The following is a 22,187-nucleotide window of genomic DNA, read 5'->3' as shown; positions in this document are numbered from 1 at the left end:
CCGTGGACGAATACGCAGGGCGGGTGCTCGCCGACCGCTACCGGCTGCCCAGGCCGCCCGCGGACGAGTACGAACTCGTGGAGACGCGCGCCTTCGACACCTACAGCGGCCAGGAAGTCCTGGTCCGCCAGGTGCTGCTGCCCGAGGTGGTGGCCGCCGAACACACCGGCGACAGCGACCCCGACGGCCTGGACGACAGCTCCCGCCGCGCCCTGGAGGCCGCCCGCGCCGCCGCCGCGATCGCCGACCACCCGCGGCTGGTGCAGGTCTTCGACATCTTCGTCGAGGACGGCAGCCTGTGGATCGCTAGCGAACTGGTGTCCGGTCGCCCGCTCGCCGCCTTGCTCGCCGAACGCCCCATCGACGCCTACCGCGCCGCCGAGGTCGCCTCCGACGTCCTCACCGCGCTGCGCGCGCTGCACGCCGGCGGCTGGACCCACCGCAATGTCACCGCGGGCACCGTGCTGGTCTGCGACGACGGCCGCGCCATGCTCGGCGGCCTGGCGGCCGGCGCCGCCCAGGAAGCCCTCTGCGGCTACGACCCGCTGCCCGAGCAAGTGCCGGCGATGAGCGGCTCCGCGGAAGCGGCCGAGCCGGTCGTACGCGACCCGGCGGCCTGGCACGGCCCGCGGTCCGCGCTCGAACAGGAGCGGGCCCGGCAGAACCGCATCACCGTCGTCGGCGCCGTCACCGAGCGCTGGGCGCCGGAGCAGGCGCACCCGGTGCACGAGAACTGGCGGCTGTCGCCCCCCGTCGGCCCGGCCGCCGACCTGTGGGCGCTCGGCTCCCTGCTCTTCCGCAGCGTCCAGGGCCACCCGCCCTACCCCGAGGAGAATGCCGCCGAGCTGGTGCAACTCGTGTGCGCCGAACCGCCGGCCTTCGCCGAGGAATGCGGACCACTGCGGCCCGTCGTCGAGTCCCTGCTGCGGCCCGACCCCGAAGAGCGGCCCGAGGCCGAGGAGTTGGGCGGCTGGCTCCGCTCCCTCATCCGCTCCGCACCCGAGCCGGAGATCGGCGCCAACACCGTCCAGGTCCCCACCGACCCGGCCAAGCTCCCCGTCAAGCGCCGCAAGGGCGAGCTGGTCCGGCGCCGCCGCCGCGAGGCCGCCGACCCCGCCGGCCTCCAGCACCGCAGGCACGCCCGCGGCAAGCAGGCCAAGGTCGCCAAGGACAAGCGGGAGAAGGTGCGGCGCAGCGAGGTCCGCCAGGAGCACTACCACGAGGAGCAGGTGGTCTCCTCCTCGTCCTCCGCCGGCTCCGCCGCCGCCCCGCGCCGGCTCGGCGCCCGCCTTCTGGTGCTGGTCCTGGCGGTGCTCGTCGCGCTCGTCGTCTTCGTGGTCCTGCTGCTGCCGCACCGCGACGACACCGACGGCGGTGCGGGCGGCGACCGTACGGTGCCGGCGCAGATGCCGGGCTCCGGCGGCGACAAGGCCAAGTCGCCCTCGGCGTCGGCGTCCGCCTCCGCGTCGCCTACCGCGGCCAAGCCGCCGCCGACCAAGGAGCCCACCCACGCGGCCCCCACCACGGCGGCGCCGCCGCCCCCCGACCTGGGCTCGGACTTCGCCCTGCACACCGACCCCGCGGGCTTCACCGTCGCCGTCCACACCGGGTGGCAGCGCGCCGGCAAGAATGGCAAGGGGCAGGTGCGGTTCACCGGGAGCGACCTCACGATGACCGTCGTGCCGGGCCGCGACAAGGCGTCCGGCGACGCGGACGATCCCCTGGCCTACCAGTTGATCGAGCCCGAGCTCGCCGATTTCCGCGCGTCTTCCTGGTCCTCGGCGGCGGGTCTTCAAGCTGTGACCGTGGGCGGTCACCCCGCTGCCGAAGGCGAATACACCTGGCGGGACGCGAACCAGGTGTCCGTCTACGCCCGCAATCTCGCCGTCCAGATCGACGGCCGCTATCACGTGATCCTCATCTACGGCCCCGATTCCCAGCGGGCCGCTGTGCAGCGAGCGTTCGACAAGGTCGTCGAGACCTACACGACGTCCTGACCTCCCCGCTGTCCCCCCCGGCTTCCCCGGCCCCGCCCGTCCCACCACCGGGCCGCAACTGTGAAGTCCGCGGCAGCGCCGTGCCGGGGTGCGGCATGATGGGAGCATGGCGAGTGACGGGGGGCGGGGGGCCGCGGCACCCCAGGATGTCGTCGCGGGGCGGTACCGCCTCACCGCACGCGTGGGCCGCGGCGGCATGGGCACCGTATGGGCGGCGACAGACGAACTGCTCCACCGCCAGGTGGCCGTCAAGGAGTTGCACCCGGAGTCGGGCCGCCAGCACGACCGCGCCCTGCGCGAGGCCCGCAGCGTCGCGAGTATCCGCCACCCCCACGTGGTCGTCGTCTACGACGTCGTGGAGCAGGACGACCGCCCGTGGATCGTGATGGAGCTGGTCGAGGGCCGCTCCCTGGCCGACATCCTGCGCGAGGACGGTCCGTTGGCGCCCCGCGAGGCCGCCAGGATCTGCGCGGCCGTCGCGGGCGCGCTGCTCGCCGCGCACGCGCACGGCATCCAGCACCGCGACGTCAAGCCCGCCAACGTCCTGGTCGACCGCGCGAGCGGCCGCGTCGTCCTCACCGACTTCGGTATCGCCCACATCCCGGGCAGCGCCACGATCAGCGAGACCGGGGCCTTCGTCGGTTCGCCCGAATACACCGCGCCCGAGCGGATGTCGGGCGGCCGGTCCGCGGGGCCCGAGTCCGACCTGTGGTCGCTGGGCGCGCTGCTGTGCGCGGCCGTCGACGGCCACTCGCCCTTCCAGCGGGAGTCGATCGGCGAGATCGTGCACGCCGTCGCCTTCGCCGACATCATGCCGCCGGCGACGGTCGGCCCGCTGCTGCCGGTGGTACGCGCGCTGCTCGAAAGGGACCCGGCCCGCCGGATGGCCGCGGCGGACGTGCAGACCGTGCTGGTCGCCTACGCGGAGACCGGCGTCGAGCCGCCCACCCCGGACGCGCCGACGCCCGAACTCCCCGTCGAGGACGCGCCGTCCCGGCCGCGCGGCCGGAAGCGCCGGGTGCTGGCCGGGCTGGCGGCGGCCGTCCTGATCGCCGTCGTCGCGGGCGGCACCGCGGCGCTCGTGGTCACCCGGGGCGACGACGCGGCCGCGCCGCCGCCTCCGTCCTCCCCGGCGACGACCCTGCCGTCGACACCCGCGCCCGCGCCCGCGCCGTCCGCGACTCCCGCCGCTCCTTCCCTGCCGGTCGGCTTCCTCACGGTCACCGACAAGCGCGGCTTCTCCGTCGCCCTGCCGGCGGGCTACGTACGGCAGGAGGTCAAGCCCCGCGTCTACTACTGGTCGCCCGACCACGCCTTCCGCTTCGGTGAACGCGTCCAGGACCCCGACCCCGGCGGCCCGTACGCCGTCATGCACGCCCAGCACGTGGCGGCGCGCGGCGCCCATGGCATCTACGCGGGCTACCGTGACGGCGTCATCACGCGGACCACGCAGAACGGCCACGAGGCCGCGCTCTGGGAATTCACCTACGACGGCTTCCCCGAGGGGGGCGGTGCCCGCCGTACGTTCGATCTCTGCTGGACGCAAGGTGGGCGCATGTACGACGTGTGGGTCTCGGGACCCGTCACGCAGGTCGAGGCGACCCGCACCACCTTCGACACGGCCCGCGCCACCTTCACCCCCCTCCGCGGTTCCCCGCGCCCCTGAAAAACGCTCACCCTCCAGGGGCCGATGCGGGGCGTAGGGGGACGCAGGCCACAAGGGGCGCGGGGAACTGCGCGCCCCGCCGGCGAGGCGGGCAGGAAAGCAACGCCACCGCAAGGGGCAATCACCCAGGGGCGCGGGGAACTGCGTGACAAGCCACTCACGCGGCGCAAGTGGGGACGCCCGCTACCGAGGGTTACCCCAGGCCGGGCGGCCACGGCGGGGAACATGCCAGCGGGAGGTGGCGGAAACCTGAGCAGGGGAAGAAATCGGCTTACTCACGGGTAGCCACGCAGTGAGGTGGCGTCGTAACCTCACCCGCATGACGGATTCCCCGGAGCTGGCAGAAGCGATCGCACCGCAGGACGGGAACCCGGCCGCGCCACTCGGGTCGCGGGTCGCGGGGGATGTCGTCACACCGGAGGTGCTGGCACGGCTGACGCGCGGGCTGCCGGGGGAGACCAGGACGGTGAGCCATACGCCGCTCACCGGCGAGCGGCTCGCCGAGTTTCCGGAGGCGTCGCCCGAGGACGTCGCGGAGGCCTTCGCGAGGGCCCGCCGCGCCCAGGCGGCCTGGGCCCGGACGCCGGTCCGCCGCAGGGCCGCGGTGCTGCTCGGATTCCACGACCTGGTCCTGGAGCGGCAGGCCGAGGTGCTCGACCTCATCCAGGTCGAGACGGGCAAAGCCCGCCTGCACGCGCACGAGGAGGTGCAGGTCGTCGCGATGGCGGCGCGGCACTACGGGCGCAGGGCCCCGGCGTATCTGGGGCCGAAGCGGCACCAGGGCGCGATCCCGACGCTCACCCGTACGGTGGAGCTGCGGCAGCCGCGCGGGGTGGTGGGGCAGATCGCCCCGTGGAATTACCCGTTCGAGCTGTCGGTCGGGGACGCCCTGCCCGCCCTGGTCGCGGGCAATGCCGTGGTGATGAAGCCGGACACCGAGACCGCGCTGACCGCGCTGTGGGCGCGCGAGCAGATGATCGAGGCGGGGCTGCCCGAGGGCGTGTGGCAGATCGTGATCGGCGACGGGCCGGTCGTGGGGCCCGCCGTGGTCGACCACGCGGACTACGTGTCCTTCACCGGCTCGACCCGCACGGGTCGCGAGGTGGCGCAGCGCGCGGCCGCCCGGCTGGTCGGGGCGAGCCTGGAGCTGGGCGGCAAGAACGCGCTGCTGGTGCTGCGCGACGCGGACCTGGACAAGGCCGCGGACGGCGCGGTCCGCGCCTGCTTCGCCTCGGCGGGCCAACTGTGCATCTCCATCGAGCGGTTGTTCGTCGACGAGTCCGTGGCGGACGCCTTCCTGGCCCGCTTCGCCGCCAAGACCAAGGCGTTGAAGCTGGGCACGGCGCTGGCGTACGGCGCGGGCATGGGATCGCTGGTGGGCCGGCGGCAGTTGGACGTGGTGACGCGCCATGTGGACGAGGCGCGCGAGAAGGGCGCGAAGGTGCTGGCGGGCGGCCGGGCGCGGCCGGACATCGGGCCTTACGTCTACGAGCCGACGATCCTGGACGGCGTCGAGGCGCCGATGGCGGTGTGCGCGGAGGAGACCTTCGGGCCGGTCGTCTCGGTCTACCGCTTCCGTGACGAGGACGAGGCGGTCGAGCGGGCCAACTCCACCGACTACGGCCTCAATTCCAGCGTCTGGACCAGGGACACCCGGCGCGGCGCCCGTATCGCGGCCCGGCTGCGCTCGGGCACGGTGAATGTCAACGAGGCCTACGCCGCCGCCTATGGCAGTGTGCGCGCCCCGATGGGCGGCATGAAGGACTCGGGGCTCGGCCGCAGGCACGGCTCGGAGGGCATCCTGAAGTTCACCGAGGCCCAGACCGTCGCCACGCAGCGGCTGCTTCCCATGGCGCCCGCCTTCGGCATGGACGACGAGAAATACGCGGCCTTCCTGACCCGTTCGCTGCGGCTCATGAAGAAGCTCCGGATGCGCTGAGCGCGGGAGGCACTGGTGTCACAGGACGACGGCAAGGACAGCGGCCGCGGGGAGGACTACGACGTCCTCGTCATCGGCTCCGGCTTCGGCGGCGCCGTCTCGGCGCTGCGGCTGACCGAGAAGGGCTACCGGGTCGGCGTGCTGGAGGCGGGCCGCCGCTTCGCCCGCGACGAACTGCCCAGGAATTCCTGGGACGTCAGGAACTACCTGTGGGCGCCCGCTCTCGGCCTCTACGGCATCCAGCGCATCCATGTCCTCGGCAATGTGCTGGTGCTGGCGGGCGCCGGGGTGGGCGGCGGGTCGCTGAATTACGCCAACACCCTCTACGTGCCGCCCGCGGCCTTCTTCCAGGACCGCCAGTGGGGCCACATCACCGACTGGCAGCAGGAGTTGGCGCCGTATTACGACCAGGCGCGGCGCATGCTCGGCGTGCGGCTCAATCCCACGGTGACGCCCTCCGACGTGCATCTGCGGGCGGCCGCCGAGCAGATGGGCGTCGGCGACACCTTCCACCTGGCCCCGGTCGGCGTCTTCTTCGGCGACGGGCAGGACGCGGACGGCCGGCAGAAGGCGGCGCCCGGCGAGGAGGTCCCCGATCCGTACTTCGGCGGGGCGGGGCCGTCCAGGCGGGCGTGCACCGAGTGCGGGGAGTGCATGACCGGGTGCCGGCACGGTGCCAAGAACACCCTCAACGAGAACTACCTGCACCTGGCGCAGCGGGCCGGCGCGGTCGTCCATCCGATGACCACCGTCGTCGACCTGGCCGAGGATCCCGAGGGCGGCTACCGGGTGACCGCCGTGCCCACCGACCGCCGCAAGAAGGGTGAGCGGCGGGTGCTGCGGGCCGGGCAGGTGGTGGTCGCGGCGGGCACGTACGGCACGCAGACGCTGCTGCACGCGATGCGGGACGCGGGCCGGCTGCCCGGGATGTCGGCCCGGCTCGGCGAGCTGACCCGGACGAATTCCGAGGCGCTGGTCGGCGCCCAGACCACGCCGGGCCGCTACCGCAGGAAGCACCCGGACCGGCCGCTGGACTTCACCCGGGGCGTGGCGATCACCTCGTCGGTGCACCCCAACGACCACACCCACATCGAGCCGGTCCGCTACGGCCGCGGCTCCAACTCGATGGGCTCGCTGTCGCTGCTGGCGGCGCCCTACCGCGGCAGGGTGCCGCGCTGGCTGGAATTCCTCGGCAACAACGCCAAGCACCCGGTGCTCGCCCTCCGCTCGCTGTCCAACTACCGCTGGTCGGAGCGTACGATCATCGGCCTGGTCATGCAGACAAGCGACAACTCGCTGGCGACCTACCGCAAGGCCAAGGGCCTGGGCAAGGGGCTGCTGACGGCGCGGCAGGGCCACGGCGAGCCCAACCCGGTGCACATCCCCGAGGGTGCGCAGGCGGCCCGGCTGATCGCCGAACAGATCAACGGTTTCCCCGGCAGCAATGTCGGCGAGGCCACGCAGCGCCCGATGACCGCGCACTTCCTGGGCGGCTGCCCGATCGGCGAGGACGCCGAGCACGGTGTGATCGACCCCTACCACCGGCTCTTCGGGCACCCGGGCATCCACGTGGTGGACGGCGCGGCCGTGTCGGCGAATCTCGGTGTGAACCCGTCGCTGACCATCACCGCGCAGGCGGAGCGGGCGATGTCGCTGTGGCCGAACAGGGGCGAGGCGGACCCGCGGCCCGCCCAGGGCGAGGCCTACCGCAGGATCGCCGCGGTCAGGCCGGTCGCCCCGGTCGTGCCGGAGGACGCCTTCGGCGGTCTGCGGCTGCCGCTGCTGCCGATTCCGGCGGTGCCGCCGGCGCGGACCGTTTCCGGCGAATAGCCCAGAACAAGCTGTAATGTGTGCTTCGCGGTCTTCTCTTCGCAGAGCGGCCGGTTCCGAGCGTCCCCGGTACCGACCGCCTCTTTACCCATCGTGACCGGGCTGCTGTCCCCTGCCGTCCGGTCACTGGCGCCGGCGCGAGGTCCCACGGCGGGCGCATCGCTGCGGGCCGCCTCATCGCACCGGTCACACCCCGCCCAGCTGCGTCTGGGCGGTGTCCATTTCCACGCGTGGTGTCGGGTTGCCGCCCCTGGCTGGCACGGACACCACCTCCAACGAAGGGGCCGTCGGCCGGTCACGTGCCGTTTGGGTGATCCCCCTCGAAAGGGTCCCCGGGGTGTGCGGGGTCATGGGGCCGATCGGGGCGACGGTAGAATTGGCACCCGACCCCATTGCAGCAACCGCCGGAAGGCAGCCCGTGGCATCTGCGACCCCCGCCGCCCCCGACCCCAGCACCGAGGCCGCGACGGACACCGTCCTCGTCGTCGACTTCGGGGCGCAGTATGCCCAGCTCATCGCCCGCCGGGTGCGTGAGGCGCGGGTCTACAGCGAGATCGTGCCCTCGACCATGCCGGTCGCCGAGATGCTGGCCAAGGGCCCGAAGGCGGTCATCCTGTCCGGCGGCCCCTCGTCGGTCTACGAGCCGGGCGCGCCGACGCTGGACCGGGCGCTGTTCGAGGCCGGGGTGCCGGTCTTCGGCATGTGCTACGGCTTCCAGCTGATGGCGACGACGCTGGGCGGCACCGTCGACAACACCGGGGCGCGCGAATACGGGCGTACGGAGCTGACCGTGTCCAGGCCCGCCTCGACGCTCTTCGAGGGCACCCCCGACGAGCAGTCGGTGTGGATGTCGCACGGCGACGCGTGCTCGGCCGCGCCCGAGGGCTTCACCGTGACCGCGTCCACCGACGTCGTCCCGGTCGCCGCCTTCGAGAACGACGAGAAGCGGCTCTACGGCGTGCAGTACCACCCCGAGGTGCTGCACACCGCGCACGGCCAGCAGATCCTCGAGCACTTCCTCTACCGCGGCGCGGGCCTGGCCCCGACCTGGACGACCACCAACGTGGTGGACGAGCAGGTCGCGCTGATCCGCGCCCAGGTCGGCAGCAGCCGGGCGATCTGCGGCCTGTCCGGCGGCGTCGACTCCGCTGTCGCGGCCGCCCTGGTCCAGAAGGCCATCGGCAGCCAGCTGACCTGCGTCTACGTCGACCACGGGCTGATGCGCAAGGGCGAGACCGAGCAGGTCGAGAAGGACTTCGTGGCCGCGACCGGGGTGCAGCTCAAGGTCGTGGACGCCTCCGAGCGCTTCCTGGCCGCGCTGGCCGGGGTGTCCGACCCGGAGCAGAAGCGCAAGATCATCGGCCGGGAGTTCATCCGGGTCTTCGAGCAGGCGCAGGCCGAGATCGTGGCCGAGGCGCCCGGCGACCACCCGGTGGAATTCCTGGTCCAGGGCACCCTCTACCCCGACGTGGTGGAGTCCGGCGGCGGCACCGGCACCGCCAACATCAAGTCCCACCACAATGTCGGCGGCCTCCCCGAGGACCTGGAATTCCAGCTGGTCGAACCGCTGCGCAAGCTCTTCAAGGACGAGGTCAGGATGGTCGGCCAGGAGCTGGGCCTGCCCGAGGAGATCGTCCAGCGGCAGCCCTTCCCCGGCCCCGGCCTGGGCATCCGCATCGTCGGCGAGGTCACCCGCGACCGCCTCGACCTGCTCCGCGAGGCCGACGCGATCGCCCGCGAGGAGCTGACCGCGGCCGGCCTCGACCGGGAGATCTGGCAGTGCCCCGTCGTGCTGCTCGCCGACGTCCGCTCGGTCGGCGTCCAGGGCGACGGCCGCACCTACGGCCACCCCATCGTGCTGCGCCCGGTCTCCTCCGAGGACGCGATGACCGCCGACTGGTCCCGGCTGCCCTACGACACCCTGGCCCGTATCTCCACCCGCATCACCAACGAGGTCAAGGACGTCAACCGGGTCACGCTCGACATCACGAGCAAGCCGCCGGGCACCATCGAGTGGGAGTAGCCGCCAGGCGGCCTCCCCGGGTGAATTTCCCGGTCTTCTCCCTGTCCGGGTGAGTCACAGCGTGCTGGTGTACGTATGACTGTCGGACGCCCGCGCAACGGAAGGCCCCTTCCGGTCGACGAGACGCGCGCGGCGGGAAAGGCGGGAGACGATGCGCGACACCATCGACAGCTGGCGGGAGACCGCCCGGCGCCATGCCCTGCTGCCGTTGCGGGTCTTCCTCGGGGTGACCTTCATCTACGCCGGCCTGGACAAGCTGACCAGCGACACCTTCTTCTCCGACGGTGCCAACGGGTCGCTGGTGCAGATCCTGCACGGGTCGCACGACTCGGCCGCGATCCCCGGGATGATCGACCTCGCGCTGAAGGCGCCGCACCCCTTCGGGTACGCCATAGCGCTCGGTGAGCTGGCGGTCGGCCTCGGGACGCTGTTCGGGCTGCTCGGGCGGGTGGCGGCGGCCGGCGGTGCGGCGATCTCGCTGAGCCTGTGGCTGACCGTGAGCTGGTCCACCTCGCCGTACTACTACGGCAACGACCTGGCCTATCTGATGGCGTGGCTGCCGCTGGTGCTCGCCGGGGCGCCCACCGTGTCCCTCGACTGGTGGCTGCGCCGCCGCCGGCAGGCCGGGGCCGTGCCGGGGATGCGCACCGCGGAGGCTACGGGCGCCGCCGCGCACGGCGGGCCCGTACGGACCGCGCCGCCTGCGTGACGACGCCGGCCGCGGCGGCCAGTGCCAGGCCGCCGACGGCCAGCGGGCCGGAGCGGGAGGGGCGCAGGTCCCACACGCCGCCCGCGTCCAGCAGGAAGAAGACCGTCAGGGTGATCAGGACCAGGCCCATGACCAGGGCCGCGGGTTCGAAGCGGTGCCGTCTCACCGGACCACCTTGACCTGGCCGACGCCGACCTCGACCTGGAGGTCGAGGGTGCCGGTCGACACGGTGCCCGCGGGCGGGCTCAGCGTCACCGTGCGGTGCTGTCCGGTCTTGACGTCCACGCCGTCGTTCACCTTTCCCGGCAGCACGGTCTCGCCGATGCCGAGGTCGTAGTCGAGCACCACGGTGGCGCCCGGGGGCAGCAGCACTTCCGCCCGGCCCGCGCCCACCTTCAGGCGGGTGCGCACGGTGCCGCCGTCCAGCGGGAGCGCGCGCAGGTCGAGCAGGCCGCGGCCGGTGCCGCGCTCGTACAGCTGGTGCACGCCCGCCGCGGTGACCGGGCGCCAGGTGGTGGTGCCCACGCCGTGGCCGGTCCTGGGCAGCGCGGTCGTGCCGACCAGCGCGGCCAGCGTCAGCACCGAGAAGAAGGCGGTGCCGCCCCTGGCCCGCCCGGCGAAGGACCCGACCAGGAAGGCCGTGCCCAGCACGCCGAGCGCCGACGCCAGGCCGATCTCCAGGCTGGCGCGCACCGGTTGGTAGGGCCAGGACACCCCGGTGCCGACCGCGAGCGCCGTCACCGTCAGCAGGAGGACCGCCAGCGCGAAGGGCCAGTTGCGCTCCTGCCCCGCCCTGACCGCCTTCTTCCGGTCCCGCCACGCCTGCCGGTCGGTGTCGCCGTACGGCCCGTCGTCCGGGCCCCACAGATAGTGCGGCGGCTCCTTCGACAGCGGGTCGCGCCACCAGGACGGCGACCCGCCGGGCTCCGGCGGCGCCTGCACGGCCGGCGGCGCGTCCACCACGGCCGCGGCCGCCGCCGGCGAGGCCGTCTCGCCCGGCGCCCGCCTGCGCTGCATCGACCAGTAGACGGCGCCCGCGGTGGCGAACAGCAGGATCAGCGAGAAGGCCTGGTTGGCGCCATTGCCGAGCATCGAGGCGTAGAGGCCGCAGCCGACCAGCGTCATCAGCACCGCGGTCAGCGGCGCCCCCTCGATCCGGCCGGACATCAGCCGGTGCGCCTCGCTCTGCTCCTCGCCCTCCTGCGTGACGACCAGCCAGCCCATGCCGTAGATGATCAGACCTATGCCGCCGGTCAGCGACAGCAGGGCCAGCACGATGCGGAAGATCACCGGGTCGACGCCGAAGTAGCGGCCCGCTCCGTCGCAGACGCCGGCCAGCACCTTGTGCTCCCGGCCCCGGGTGATACGCGGCCGGCGCCCGCCCTCCGCGGGCGCCGGCTCCTCCGCTGCGGTGGCGCGGGTGGCACCGGCCGGTGCTGCCTCGTCGTGCGGCTCGTGCGTCATACCCACCATGGTGGCCGGTCCCGGCGCCGCCCGGCACCCGCCCCGACCCTGGTAGGACCCTGATCCGACCCTGGTCCGCCACCCGGGGCAACCCTTGGGGGATCGACCCTGATGCCTTGACGGGGCCGTACGTGTGACGATCGGGGGTATGTCAGCGAGCAGTGCCCCGTCCGGGGCGCACACGGGACCGCCGGGCGGCGGGGCGCGGACGCCCGCCGGTCCGCCGCCGGGCGCGCCCGGCGGCGGCCGCACCGGGGCGTCCTTCCTCAACCCGCCGGAGTCCGCCGATCCCGGGGTGCGCAAGCTCTACCGCAGCTCCGAGGGCCGGATGGTCGGCGGCGTCGCCCGCGGACTCGCCGGGCACCTCGGGCTGCCCGTGCTGTGGGTGCGGGTGCTCTTCCTGGTGCTCGCCGCCTTCAACGGCATCGGTGTGCTGCTCTACGCCGTCTTCTGGTTCTTCGTGCCGCTCGGCATCGGCGGTGTCGCCGAGGCGAAGGAGCCGCGCGACGCCCGCTCCTGGCTGGCCGGCAAGCGCCCCGACAAGGGCCAGGTCATGGCGCTGATCGCGCTCGCGATCGGCACCGGCATCCTCATCGACAACCTCAACCTCGGCGCCGCCAACCGCGCCGTGTGGCCGCTGCTGATCGTCGGGCTCGGGGTGGCCCTGGTGTGGCGGCAGGCCGACAACGCCCGCAAGGCCCGCTGGGTCGAGATGAGCCACGGCAAGCGCTTCTGGCCGCTGGTGCGGGCGGCCGGCGGTGTCGCGCTGGTCATCGCCGGCGTGACCGGCTTCATCGTGGTGCGCGGCACCGGCACCCACCTCGGCGGCATCCTGCAGGCCGCGCTCGCCGTCCTGGTCGGTGTCGCGCTGATCGCCGGCCCGTACCTGGTGCGGATGACGCAGGACCTGTCGGCGGAGCGGCTCATGCGTATCCGCGCCCAGGAGCGGGCCGAGGTCGCCGCCCACGTGCACGACTCGGTCCTGCACACCCTCACCCTGATCCAGCGCAATGCCGACGACCCCCGCGAGGTCTCCCGGCTGGCCCGCGCCCAGGAGCGCGAGCTGCGCGCCTGGCTCTACCGCCCCGAGGGCACCGGCCGCGACGACGAGCCGACGACGCTGGCCGACGCGGTGCGGGCCGCCGCCGCAGAGGTGGAGGACGCGCACGGGGTGCCGGTCGAGGTCGTCTGCGTCGGCGACTGCCCGCTGGACGACCGCCTCGTCGCGACGATGCAGGCCGCGCGGGAAGCCATGGTGAACGGCGCCAAGTACGGTGGCGGGGGGGCCGTGCAGGTCTACGCCGAGGTCGAGGACACCCAGGTCTTCGTGTCGGTACGCGACCACGGGCCCGGCTTCGACCTCGACGCCGTGCCGGACGACCGGATGGGCGTCAGGGAATCGATCATCGGCCGGATGCGGCGCAACGGGGGCGAGGCGCGGCTGCGCCCCGCGCCGGGCGGCGGCACCGAAGTCGAACTTGAGATGGAGAGGGTGACGGCATGACGGACACGGAATCGGCCCCGCAGGGGGAACGGCACGTCAGGGTGGTCCTGGTGGACGACCACCGGATGTTCCGCACCGGAGTGCAGGCCGAGATCGGCGCCACCGCGGAGACCGGTGTCGAGGTCGTCGGCGAGGCCGCCGACGTCGACCAGGCGGTGACCGTGGTCACCGCCACCCGCCCCGAGGTCGTGCTGCTCGACGTCCACCTCCCCGGCGGCGGCGGCGTCGAGGTGCTGCGCCGCTGCGCCGCCCTGGCCGCCGACCCCGACCACCCGGTGCGCTTCCTCGCGCTGTCCGTCTCCGACGCGGCCGAGGACGTCATCGGCGTCATCCGCGGCGGCGCCCGGGGCTATGTGACCAAGACCATCACCGGCCCCGACCTGATCAACTCGATCTTCCGCGTCCGCGACGGCGACGCCGTCTTCTCCCCCCGCCTGGCCGGCTTCGTCCTCGACGCCTTCGCCTCCACCGACGCCCCGCCGGTCGACGAGGACCTCGACCGCCTCACCCAGCGCGAACGCCAGGTCCTGCGCCTGATCGCCCGCGGCTACGCGTACAAGGAGATCGCGAAGCAGCTCTTCATCTCGGTGAAGACCGTCGAGTCCCACGTCTCCGCGGTGCTGCGCAAGCTCCAGCTCTCCAACCGCCACGAACTGACCCGCTGGGCGACGGCCCGCCGGCTGGTCTGACTCCCGGCCGCGCCGGCGCCGGGCGGCCTCCCTGCGGCGAGTGGACCGTGCGCCGGGACATTTCGCCCCGGAATTCGGCACGGTGCACCGCGGGCAGCGCCTGGCAGAAGATCCGCGCGGGCGAGGTGGACAGGAGCCGCGTCGGGCCGGACCTGGCGAAGAACCCGATCACCGAGCCCCGGCTCAGTCGGGTCGTACCGCTCCGGCGAAAGGCATCTCGCTGATCGGTGCGACACGGACCGACGCGCCGGGGTGCGGTGCGTGGATCATGTTGCCGCCGCCGATGTAGATGCCGACATGGCTCGCACCCGAGTAGAAGAACACCAGGTCCCCCGGCTGGAGTCGGGAGCGGGGGACGCGGCTGCCCGCGTTGATCTGCGTGTCGGTGGTGCGGGGGAGCGACACCCCCGCGGCACGCCAGGCCGCCTGGGTCAGGCCCGAGCAGTCGTACGCGTGCGGTCCTGTGGCGCCCCACACGTAGGGCAGGCCCAGCGCGCCGTAGGCGAAAGCCACCGCACGGGCGGCGCGCGGGGAGGGCGCGGAGACCGAGGCGAACGGGACGCGCACGGTGTCCCGGTTCGCGGTCGCGGGCTCGCCGGACGCCGGGGCCGGGCCTTCGCCGGCCGCGACGGCCGCCCGCTGGGCCGCGGTCAGCTGCGCCAGCAGCGCCTGGGCGGCGGCGAGTTTCGCCTTCACGGTGCGCTCGTGGTCCGCGACCCTGGCCCGCGCGTCCCGCAGCGCGGCGAGCTTGTCCTGCGCCCGTGCGCGGGTGGCGGCGATGTCCCGCTGCTGGACGGCCAGTTGCGCCAGCGCGGTGCTCTGCTGGGTGCCTGCCTGGTCGAGATAGGACGCCCGTGCCAGATACGTGTCGGGGGTGGAGCTGAGCGCGAGCTGCAGCAGGGGGTCGATACCGCCCGAGCGGTACTGCGCGGCGGCGATATTGCCGAGCGCGTCCCTGGTGCTGTTCAGCTTCGCGGTCTTGCGGGCCAGTTGGTCCTGGAGGGCGGAGACCGCGGAAGTCGCCGCGTCGGCCTGCTCCTTGGCGCCGTCGTAGTCCTCCGTGGCCCGCTCCGCCTGCTGGTAGAGCGCGGCCACCTGCGTCCTGACCTGGTCCGGGGTGGGCTGCGGCGCCGCGTGCCCGGTCTCGCCGAGCAGCGAGACAGAGGCGGCGGACGCGAGCGCGAGGGTGACGCCGATCCGGGCGGTGGTGCGGCGGGTGCCGCCGCCGGTGGGGTCGAGGGCGCCAGGGGTGCCGCTGCCGGTTAAGGCGGGGCGCTTCCCGCGGTGCGTGCGGGTGGGACTGTGTGAGGCCATCGCGGGCCGTCACTCCTTCCGAGGGACGGCCCGGCGGTGCCTGCACGGGGGAGCAGGTCACCGCCGGGCCTTCGGCGGGGGCGGCCGGTGCCGCCCGAGTCGGACGGCAGTGGGGTGTCGGCCACCTGAGGAGCGACGCTAAACCTGCCCGGGGGCGCACCGGGACACGGTGACCGGGACTGCCCTCAATCGGTCGTCCCCTGCAAGGAAGCGACCGCCGTTCGACGGGTGAGCGGGACGGAAACGGACCCAGCCTGACCGAAGGCCCGTTTCCGCGGCGCGCGCCCCCTCGGTTGTGCCGAGTGCGCGGGCGCCGCCGCGAGGGGCCCCGGGCGGCCGCCGGCGGCCGTCAGGCCACGCGGCGGGCGGTGGCGAAGGGCATCCAGCTCATCGGGGCGATCTCGACGACCGCACCGGTGTGCGGGGCGTGCACGATCTTGCCGTTGCCCAGGTAGATGCCCACGTGGGACATCCCCGAGTAGAAGAAGACCAGGTCGCCGGGCCGCAGATCGGCCTTCGAGACGGGGACGCCGTCCTTGACCTGGTCGTAGGTGGTACGCCCGAGGGTGATGCCCGCCGCCTTGTAGGCCGCCTGGGTCAGGCCCGAGCAGTCGAAGGAGCCGGGGCCGGTGGCGCCGTAGACGTACGGCTTGCCGCGCTGGGCCAGGGCGAAGGCGATGGCCTCGGCGGCGCGGCCGGTCGCGGGGCCGTCGTAGGTGTAGTCGGACTTCGACGACGAGCCCTTGTTCATGCTCGCGACCTTCGCGCGCTGCTCAGCCGTGAGGCTGTTGAGCAGCTTCTGCGCGGCCGCCAGCTTGGTCTGCACCGTCTTCTTCTGGGTGGCCAGCGTCTTCTGCGCGTTGGTGAGCTGGGTCAGGCTCGCGGTGGCCTGCGCCCGCTGGATCGACGCCTGCTCCTGCTGGATCTGGAAGTTCTTCAGCGCGTCGGTCTGCGTCGCGGAGAGCTGGCTGACCATGTGCGACTGGTTGAGGAACTGCTCGGGGTCGGCGGAGAGCAGCAGCTGCACGGTCTGGTCGATGCCGCCGTCGCGGTACTGCTCGCTGGCGAACTGGCCGAGCACCCGGCGCGACTCGTTCATCTGCTCGGTCTTCCGGGCGACCTGCGCGAGCAGCTGGTCGGTCTTCGCGCGCTGCGTGTCCGTCTGCTCCTTGGCCTGGTCGTAATTCTGCGTCGCGACCTCGGCCTGCTGGTTCAGGGTGTCGATCTGCGCCTTGACCTCGGTGATCGAGGGCTTGGCGGGCGCCGCGCTCGCGCTCTCGCTGAGCAGGGTGACCGAGGCGATGGCCACGGCGGTGACGCCGACCGCCGCACGGGGGGCGGTCGAGGCGAGTATCCGCGGACGCGGCTTGCGGTGCGACGCCACGAAGGCGACTCCTTCCGTGAACCGCCGACCGGGTTAGCTGTCGGGTTCGGGCTGGAAAGGTAGCCCTACGGGTCGGACACCTGATGGCGTCTGTCCCGATTCACCCCAATTCTTCTTGGTGGGTCCCCGGTTCCGGCCTGGGCCGGATTGAGCGGAGGTGGCGCGGTGCCGGCACTTTCACCGGCGGTGAACGCGTCACCTAGCGGGTTACCGTACTCAACTTCTCCGGATATTGGGAAGTTTGGATTGCAACGTGACCGAAATCGCTTCGTGATCTTACATTTGGTGATCGGACTAGTAAGGACGAACCGCTCCATAGATCGGCATTTCGGTGATCGGGGCCACCTTGACCACCGTTCCCGTGTGCGGAGCGTGGATCATGTTGCCGTCGCCGATGTAGATGCCGACGTGGCTGTGGTCGCTGTAGAAGAAGATCAGGTCGCCGGGTTCGAGGTCCGCGGTGGACACCCGGGTGCCGACCTCGACCTGCTCGCCGGTGGTACGCGGCAGGTCGATGCCCGCCGCCTTGTAGGCCGCCTGCGTCAGGCCCGAGCAGTCCCAGGAGCCGGGGCCCGTCGCGCCCCACACGTACGGATCGCCCAACTGGTCGTGCGCGAAGGCGATGGCCTTGGCGCTGACCGACGCGTTCGCCGGGGTGGTGGTCGTCCCGCCGGCGTCCTTCTTCGTCGCCGCCGCCTTCGCCGCGGCCGCGTCCCTGGCCTGCTCCGCCTTCGCCAGGGCGGCGGCCTTCTGCTTGGCCTCCGCCTCCTGCTTGGCCTGGAGCGCCGCCAGCCGCGCCTTCTCCTGCGCGGTGAGGCTGTTCAGCAGCTTCTGGGAGGCGCCCAGCTTGGACTGCACGTCGGCCTTGGCGCTGCGCAGCTGCGCCTGCTGGGTGGTCAGCGTCGCCAGGCTCTTGGCCGCCTCGATGCGCTGCTGGGTGGCCGCGGCCTGCTGCACGCGGTAGGACTCGACGGCCGTCTTCTGCCGCTGCCCCAGCAGATTCGCCAGGTGCGACTGGTCCAGCAGGTCCTGCGGGTTGGCCGCCATCAGATAGCGCCCGGTCGAGTCGTCGCCCCCGCTGCGGTACTGCGCCGCCGCGTACTGGCCCAGCAGCCGGCGCGAGTCGTTCAGCGCCTGCGTCTTCTGCGCCGCCTGGGTCAGCAGCTTGTTGACGGTGGCATTCTGCTGGGTGACCTTCTCCTTGGCGCCGTTGTAGGCCTCGGTCGCGACCTCCGCCTGGTGCTGGAGCGCGTCCACCTTCGCCTTCACCGCCGCGATCGAGGGCTGCGGGGAGGGGGCGGCGGGCGCGGCGCCCGCGGTCTCGGAGAAGAGGGTCACGGTGGCCAGTGCGGCCGTGGTCAGCCCCACGGCGGTGCGCGGGGCGGTGAGTATCGCGGTACGGGGCTTACGGTGTGTCGCCATGCCGGGCGGACTCCTTTCGGCGCTGCCTGGTGCGGCACGGTAGCCCGGCGCTGGTACCGCTGGGAAGAGCGGTGTCCGATAGGCCCGATACCTTTTCGTAATCAAGTCCCGATGTCACGCTGGGTAGTACGGGGCTACGGGTCGGGTGTCCGCGGGAAGCGGGCGCCGCTGTCGGTGGAGGCGCTTAGACTCGGGAGGCGATGAGCAGCCTCTTTGACGACGACTTCCTGCCCGGTCTGCACGTGGCGCCGGAACCGGCCGACCCCGACGCGCCTCCGCCCCCGGAGGACTGGGGTTCCGGCGGCGGCCACGACGGCGCCGGCGGGCGTGACGCGTACTACCGCGACGGCGCCCCGCGCCCGGCCACCGACCCCGCCCAGCTGCTCGAAGGGCTCAACGACCAGCAGCGCGCCGCCGTCGAGCACGCCGGCGGGCCGCTGCTCATCGTCGCCGGCGCGGGCTCGGGCAAGACGAGGGTGCTGACCCACCGCATCGCGCACCTGCTCTCCGCCCGGCACGTCCACCCCGGCTCGATCCTCGCGATCACCTTCACCAACAAGGCCGCGGGCGAGATGAAGGAGCGCGTCGAGCAGCTCGTCGGCCCGCGCGCGAAGGTGATGTGGGTCTCCACCTTCCACAGCGCCTGCGTCCGCATCCTGCGCCGCGAGTCGAAGGTGCTCGGCTTCACCTCGTCGTTCTCGATCTACGACGCCGCCGACTCCAAGCGCCTGATGGCCCTGGTCTGCCGGGACCTCGACCTGGACCCGAAGCAGTATCCGCCGAAGTCCTTCAGCGCGAAGGTCTCCAACCTCAAGAACGAGCTGATCGACGAGGAGACCTTCGCCGCCCAGGCGGAGAACAGCGTCGAGAAGAAGCTCGCCGAGGCCTACGCGCTCTACCAGGCCCGGCTGCGCGAGGCCAACGCGCTGGACTTCGACGACATCATCATGACCACCGTCAACCTGCTGCAGGCCTTCCCCGACGTCGCCGAGCACTACCGGCGGCGCTTCCGGCACGTCCTGGTGGACGAGTACCAGGACACCAACCACGCCCAATACACCCTGGTGCGCGAGCTGGTGGGCACCGGCGAGGAGACGGCGGAGCTGTGCGTCGTCGGTGACGCCGACCAGTCGATCTACGCCTTCCGCGGCGCCACGATCCGCAACATCCTCCAGTTCGAGGAGGACTACCCGGACGCCCGCACGATCCTCCTCGAACAGAACTACCGCTCCACGCAGACCATCCTGTCCGCCGCGAACTCCGTCATCGAGCGCAATGCCGGGCGGCGGGCGAAGAACCTGTGGACCGAGTCCGGCGACGGCCCGGTCATCACCGGCTACGCCGCCGACCAGGAGCACGACGAGGCGCAGTTCGTCGCCGACGAGATAGACCGCCTCACCGACGCGGGCGACGCCCGGCCCGGCGACGTCGCCGTCTTCTACCGCACGAACGCGCAGTCCCGGGTCTTCGAAGAGGTCTTCATCCGGGTCGGCCTGCCCTACAAGGTCGTCGGCGGCGTCCGCTTCTACGAGCGGCGCGAGGTCCGCGACGTGCTCGCGTATCTGCGGGTGCTCGCCAACCCCGAGGACGGCGTGCCGCTGCGCCGCATCCTCAACGTGCCCAAGCGCGGCATCGGCGACCGGGCCGAGGCGATGGTCGACGCCCTCGCGCTGCGCGAGAAGGTGTCGTTCGCCGCCGCCCTGCGCCGGGTCGACGAGGCGTACGGGATGGCGGCCCGCTCGGCGAACGCCGTCCGGCGGTTCAACACCCTGATGGACGAGCTGCGCACCATCGTCGAATCGGGCGCGGGGCCCGCCGTCGTCCTGGAAGCGGTGCTGGAACGCACGGGCTACCTCGCCGAGTTGCAGGCCTCCACCGACCCGCAGGACGAGACCCGGGTGGAGAACCTCCAGGAACTGGCGGCGGTGGCGCTGGAGTTCGAGCAGGAGCGCGGCGAGGACGAGCCGGGCACCCTGTCCGACTTCCTGGAGCGCGTCGCCCTGGTAGCCGACTCCGACCAGATCCCCGACGATGACGCGGAGGCGGGCGGCGTCATCACCCTGATGACCCTGCACACCGCCAAGGGCCTGGAATTCCCTGTCGTCTTCCTCACCGGCATGGAGGACGGCGTCTTCCCGCACATGCGGGCGCTGGGACAGGTCAAGGAGCTGGAGGAGGAGCGGCGGCTGGCCTACGTCGGCATCACCCGCGCCCGCGAACGGCTCTACCTGACCCGCTCGATGATGCGCAGCGCCTGGGGCCAGCCGGCGTACAACCCGCCCTCGCGCTTCCTTGAGGAGATCCCGGAGAACCTCATCGAGTGGAAGCGGACCGGCCCCGCCGCCGGCGCCCCCGTCTCGAAGGCGGCCGCCTCGGTGTCCAGCACGATCGGTGCGGGCGGCGGCCGGCGCGGCGGTGCCTCGGGCGGGTTCGCGACCCGGCGCTCGGTCGGCGACCGGCCGGTCATCTCGCTGAAGGTGGGCGACCGGGTCACCCACGACCAGTTCGGCCTGGGCACGGTCGTCTCGGTCACCGGGCAGCCGGGCGACGAGAAGGCGACCATCGACTTCGGCGACGAGCGCCCCAAGCAGCTGCTGCTGCGGTACGCGCCCGTGGAGAAGCTGTAGGCCGCGCCCGCTTGCCGGGCCGGCCCGCTCAAGGGCCCGCTTCTACCGCGGGTCGAGGCCGTGCTTGAGCAGCCAGGGCAGCGGGTCGATCGGTGACCCGCCGTCCGGCCGTACCTCCAGGTGGAGGTGCGGCCCCGTGGTGTTGCCGGTGTTGCCCGAGTAGGCGATCACGGTGCCGGCCTTGACCGAACCGCTGCGGATCTTCGTGCTGCTCAGGTGGCAATACCAGGTCTCGGTGCCGTCCGGGGCCGTGACGATGGCCATGTTGCCGTACGAGCCGCTCCACTGCGTGCGGACGGTGCCGTCGGTCACCGCCATCACCGGGGTGCCGACCATCACCGGGAAGTCGATACCGGTGTGCAGGGCCATCCAGTTGACGCCGGCCTGCCCGAAGTAGGCGCTCAGGCCCTTCTGCTTGACCGGCAGCACGAACTTCGGCCGCAGCGCCTCCTTGCGGGCCGCCGCCGCGGCCGCCGCGCGCTTCGCCGCCGCCTGCCGGTCCTTGAGGTCGATCCGCTCCTGGGTGCGGCTGGCGCGGTCCGCGAAGTCGTTCGCGTCCTGGCTCACCCCGGCGAGCTGCCGGTCGAGCTGGGTCGTCGGCGCCTTGCCGGTCGTCGTCGGGGCGTCGGCCTGAGCCTTGCCCGAGTCCTGCGCCACGCCCACACCGGTCACGGCGGCCGCGCCGACCGCCGCCACACCCATCACGGCGACCGAGGGCACCGCGACGGTGAGCAGCGCGGAGCGCTTGGCGGGCTTGCGGCGGCGGCTGCGGGCCACCGGCACTCCGGGCTCGTAGCCGTCGGCGGCGTAGTCGTGCCGCTCGGCGGCGGCGTCCGGCTCCGCGGCGTCATGGGCGACCGCTTCGAGGTCGGGCTCCGGTGTGTACGTGTATGCGTACGTGTATTCGTACGCGTCCGGCTCGGCGGCCGCCTCGGGCTCGGGCTGCGGCTCGGGCGTCGGCGCCTGGTAGGCGTACTGGTGCTGCTGCTCGTACGACTGCTGCTGCTGGTGGTGCTGAGGCTGCGGCGGCTGCTCGTACTGCTGCGGCGGGAACTGCTCGTAGATCCCGGTGTCGCCGCCGGCGTCGTAGCCGTAGCCGTATGCCGGGTAGGCGCCGGAGTCCCAGTCCTGCTGGGGTGCCTGCGGCTGCTGGTACGACGCGAACTGCTGGGCGTCGTAGGTCCCGGTGTCGTAGTACGTGGCGCCGGCCGGGTAGCCGTAAGGGTCGTAGCTCTGCTGCTGCTGCTCGGGCTCCGCCTGGGACTGCTGGGCGTAGTCGTAGCTGTAGCCCGTGCCGTAGGCGTAGTCCTGGCCCTGCTGCTGCTGCGGGATCGGGGCCTGTGACCGGTCGTCACCGTAGAACGGGGTCTGCTGCGGGATGTACCCGTACGTCCCGGTCGTGGTGTCGTCCGCGAAGAGGGTGCCGACAGCCTGGTAGGCGCCCGTGGAATAGGCGTCGTACGTGTAGGCGTCGTAGTCGGGGGTGTACCCCGACGGGGGACGTTCGTTCACCGCCAGCTTCTCTTTCGCCTCGGCATCAGGAGAATTAGCGGTGACTGTAGCCCGCTGTAGGCGGCGGCGACAATCTCTGCCCGTAACCTGACGTCCGGCTTGCCCGG

Annotated in this window: 15 protein-coding genes and 1 riboswitch; of the genes, 9 read left to right on the top strand and 6 right to left on the bottom strand. The window is 72.7% G+C overall.

What is annotated here, in order from left to right; all coding sequences use genetic code 11:
- Positions 1-2 precede the first annotated feature (2 nt).
- From OG900_15725 to OG900_15700, 6 genes are all read left to right on the top strand, one after another.
- Complete coding sequence (locus OG900_15725; protein ID WUH91411.1) at positions 3-1,997, top strand: protein tyrosine kinase; 1,995 nt, start codon at positions 3-5, stop codon at positions 1,995-1,997.
- Positions 1,998-2,103: 106 nt separating this feature from the next.
- On the top strand, positions 2,104-3,663 hold the full coding sequence (locus OG900_15720) for a serine/threonine protein kinase (GenBank protein ID WUH91410.1): 1,560 nt from the start codon (positions 2,104-2,106) through the stop codon (positions 3,661-3,663).
- A 319-nt stretch (positions 3,664-3,982) separates the two neighbouring features.
- Positions 3,983-5,602 (top strand): succinic semialdehyde dehydrogenase, encoded by a 1,620-nt coding sequence (locus OG900_15715; protein ID WUH91409.1) that lies wholly within the window; start codon positions 3,983-3,985, stop codon positions 5,600-5,602.
- A gap of 15 nt (positions 5,603-5,617) precedes the next feature.
- The gene (locus OG900_15710; protein WUH91408.1) at positions 5,618-7,432 is read left to right on the top strand and encodes a GMC family oxidoreductase; all 1,815 of its coding nucleotides are present in this window, start codon (positions 5,618-5,620) and stop codon (positions 7,430-7,432) included.
- A gap of 418 nt (positions 7,433-7,850) precedes the next feature.
- Positions 7,851-9,455 (top strand): glutamine-hydrolyzing GMP synthase, encoded by a 1,605-nt coding sequence (guaA, locus tag OG900_15705; GenBank protein WUH91407.1) that lies wholly within the window; start codon positions 7,851-7,853, stop codon positions 9,453-9,455.
- Between the two features lie 151 nt (positions 9,456-9,606).
- A complete protein-coding gene (locus OG900_15700; protein WUH91406.1) occupies positions 9,607-10,164 on the top strand; it encodes a DoxX family membrane protein in 558 nt (185 codons plus the stop codon).
- Here OG900_15700 and OG900_15695 read toward each other — a convergent pair.
- On the bottom strand, positions 10,112-10,330 hold the full coding sequence (locus tag OG900_15695) for a hypothetical protein (GenBank protein WUH91405.1): 219 nt from the start codon (positions 10,328-10,330) through the stop codon (positions 10,112-10,114). The genes OG900_15700 and OG900_15695 overlap by 53 nt on opposite strands.
- Positions 10,327-11,628, bottom strand: coding sequence for a PspC domain-containing protein (locus OG900_15690; GenBank protein WUH91404.1), 1,302 nt, complete (start codon positions 11,626-11,628; stop codon positions 10,327-10,329). The genes OG900_15695 and OG900_15690 overlap by 4 nt, the downstream gene beginning before the upstream one ends.
- A 148-nt stretch (positions 11,629-11,776) precedes the next feature.
- On the opposite strand from OG900_15690, the gene OG900_15685 reads away from it, so the two are divergent.
- Together OG900_15685 and OG900_15680 are read left to right on the top strand one after the other, a co-directional pair.
- Positions 11,777-13,132 carry a PspC domain-containing protein gene (locus OG900_15685; GenBank protein ID WUH91403.1) on the top strand — a complete coding sequence of 452 codons (1,356 nt, stop codon included), beginning with the start codon at positions 11,777-11,779 and terminating at the stop codon, positions 13,130-13,132.
- Positions 13,129-13,821, top strand: a complete 693-nt coding sequence (locus OG900_15680; protein ID WUH91402.1) for a response regulator transcription factor — start codon at positions 13,129-13,131, stop codon at positions 13,819-13,821. The genes OG900_15685 and OG900_15680 overlap by 4 nt, the downstream gene beginning before the upstream one ends.
- A 183-nt stretch (positions 13,822-14,004) precedes the next feature.
- Here the strand turns inward: OG900_15680 and OG900_15675 are convergent, their stop codons facing one another.
- The 3 genes from OG900_15675 to OG900_15665 form a co-directional block, all read right to left on the bottom strand.
- The gene (locus OG900_15675; protein WUH91401.1) at positions 14,005-15,135 is read right to left on the bottom strand and encodes an NlpC/P60 family protein; all 1,131 of its coding nucleotides are present in this window, start codon (positions 15,133-15,135) and stop codon (positions 14,005-14,007) included.
- A gap of 349 nt (positions 15,136-15,484) precedes the next feature.
- The gene (locus OG900_15670; GenBank protein WUH91400.1) at positions 15,485-16,519 is read right to left on the bottom strand and encodes an NlpC/P60 family protein; all 1,035 of its coding nucleotides are present in this window, start codon (positions 16,517-16,519) and stop codon (positions 15,485-15,487) included.
- Between the two features lie 6 nt (positions 16,520-16,525).
- Positions 16,526-16,683: riboswitch (cyclic di-AMP (ydaO/yuaA leader) on the bottom strand.
- Positions 16,684-16,813: 130 nt separating this feature from the next.
- Positions 16,814-17,941 (bottom strand): NlpC/P60 family protein, encoded by a 1,128-nt coding sequence (locus OG900_15665; protein WUH91399.1) that lies wholly within the window; start codon positions 17,939-17,941, stop codon positions 16,814-16,816.
- Positions 17,942-18,141: 200 nt separating this feature from the next.
- On the opposite strand from OG900_15665, the gene pcrA reads away from it, so the two are divergent.
- Positions 18,142-20,568: a DNA helicase PcrA gene (gene pcrA, locus OG900_15660; GenBank protein WUH91398.1), complete on the top strand. Its 2,427-nt coding sequence runs from the start codon at positions 18,142-18,144 to the stop codon at positions 20,566-20,568.
- 42 nt (positions 20,569-20,610) lie between these two features.
- Here the strand turns inward: pcrA and OG900_15655 are convergent, their stop codons facing one another.
- A complete protein-coding gene (locus OG900_15655; GenBank protein WUH91397.1) occupies positions 20,611-22,080 on the bottom strand; it encodes a M23 family metallopeptidase in 1,470 nt (489 codons plus the stop codon).
- Positions 22,081-22,187 lie beyond the last annotated feature (107 nt).

The organism is Streptomyces sp. NBC_00433 (genome assembly GCA_036015235.1).
In the GTDB taxonomy this organism is placed as follows: Bacteria; Actinomycetota; Actinomycetes; order Streptomycetales; family Streptomycetaceae; genus Actinacidiphila.
The sequence above is the reverse complement of the archived record's forward strand: the minus strand, read 5'-3'. Positions and strand labels throughout refer to the sequence as shown.

Excerpts from the sequence above, each read along its gene's own strand:
- pcrA (WUH91398.1), top strand. The coding sequence starts at position 18,142 with ATGAGCAGCCTCTTTGACGACGACTTCCTGCCCGGTCTGCACGTGGCG.
- OG900_15680 (WUH91402.1), top strand. The coding sequence starts at position 13,129 with ATGACGGACACGGAATCGGCCCCGCAGGGGGAACGGCACGTCAGGGTG.
- OG900_15700 (WUH91406.1), top strand. The coding sequence starts at position 9,607 with ATGCGCGACACCATCGACAGCTGGCGGGAGACCGCCCGGCGCCATGCC.
- OG900_15685 (WUH91403.1), top strand. The coding sequence starts at position 11,777 with ATGTCAGCGAGCAGTGCCCCGTCCGGGGCGCACACGGGACCGCCGGGC.
- OG900_15720 (WUH91410.1), top strand. The coding sequence starts at position 2,104 with ATGGCGAGTGACGGGGGGCGGGGGGCCGCGGCACCCCAGGATGTCGTC.
- OG900_15715 (WUH91409.1), top strand. The coding sequence starts at position 3,983 with ATGACGGATTCCCCGGAGCTGGCAGAAGCGATCGCACCGCAGGACGGG.
- OG900_15690 (WUH91404.1), bottom strand. The coding sequence starts at position 11,628 with ATGACGCACGAGCCGCACGACGAGGCAGCACCGGCCGGTGCCACCCGC.
- OG900_15665 (WUH91399.1), bottom strand. The coding sequence starts at position 17,941 with ATGGCGACACACCGTAAGCCCCGTACCGCGATACTCACCGCCCCGCGC.
- OG900_15675 (WUH91401.1), bottom strand. The coding sequence starts at position 15,135 with ATGGCCTCACACAGTCCCACCCGCACGCACCGCGGGAAGCGCCCCGCC.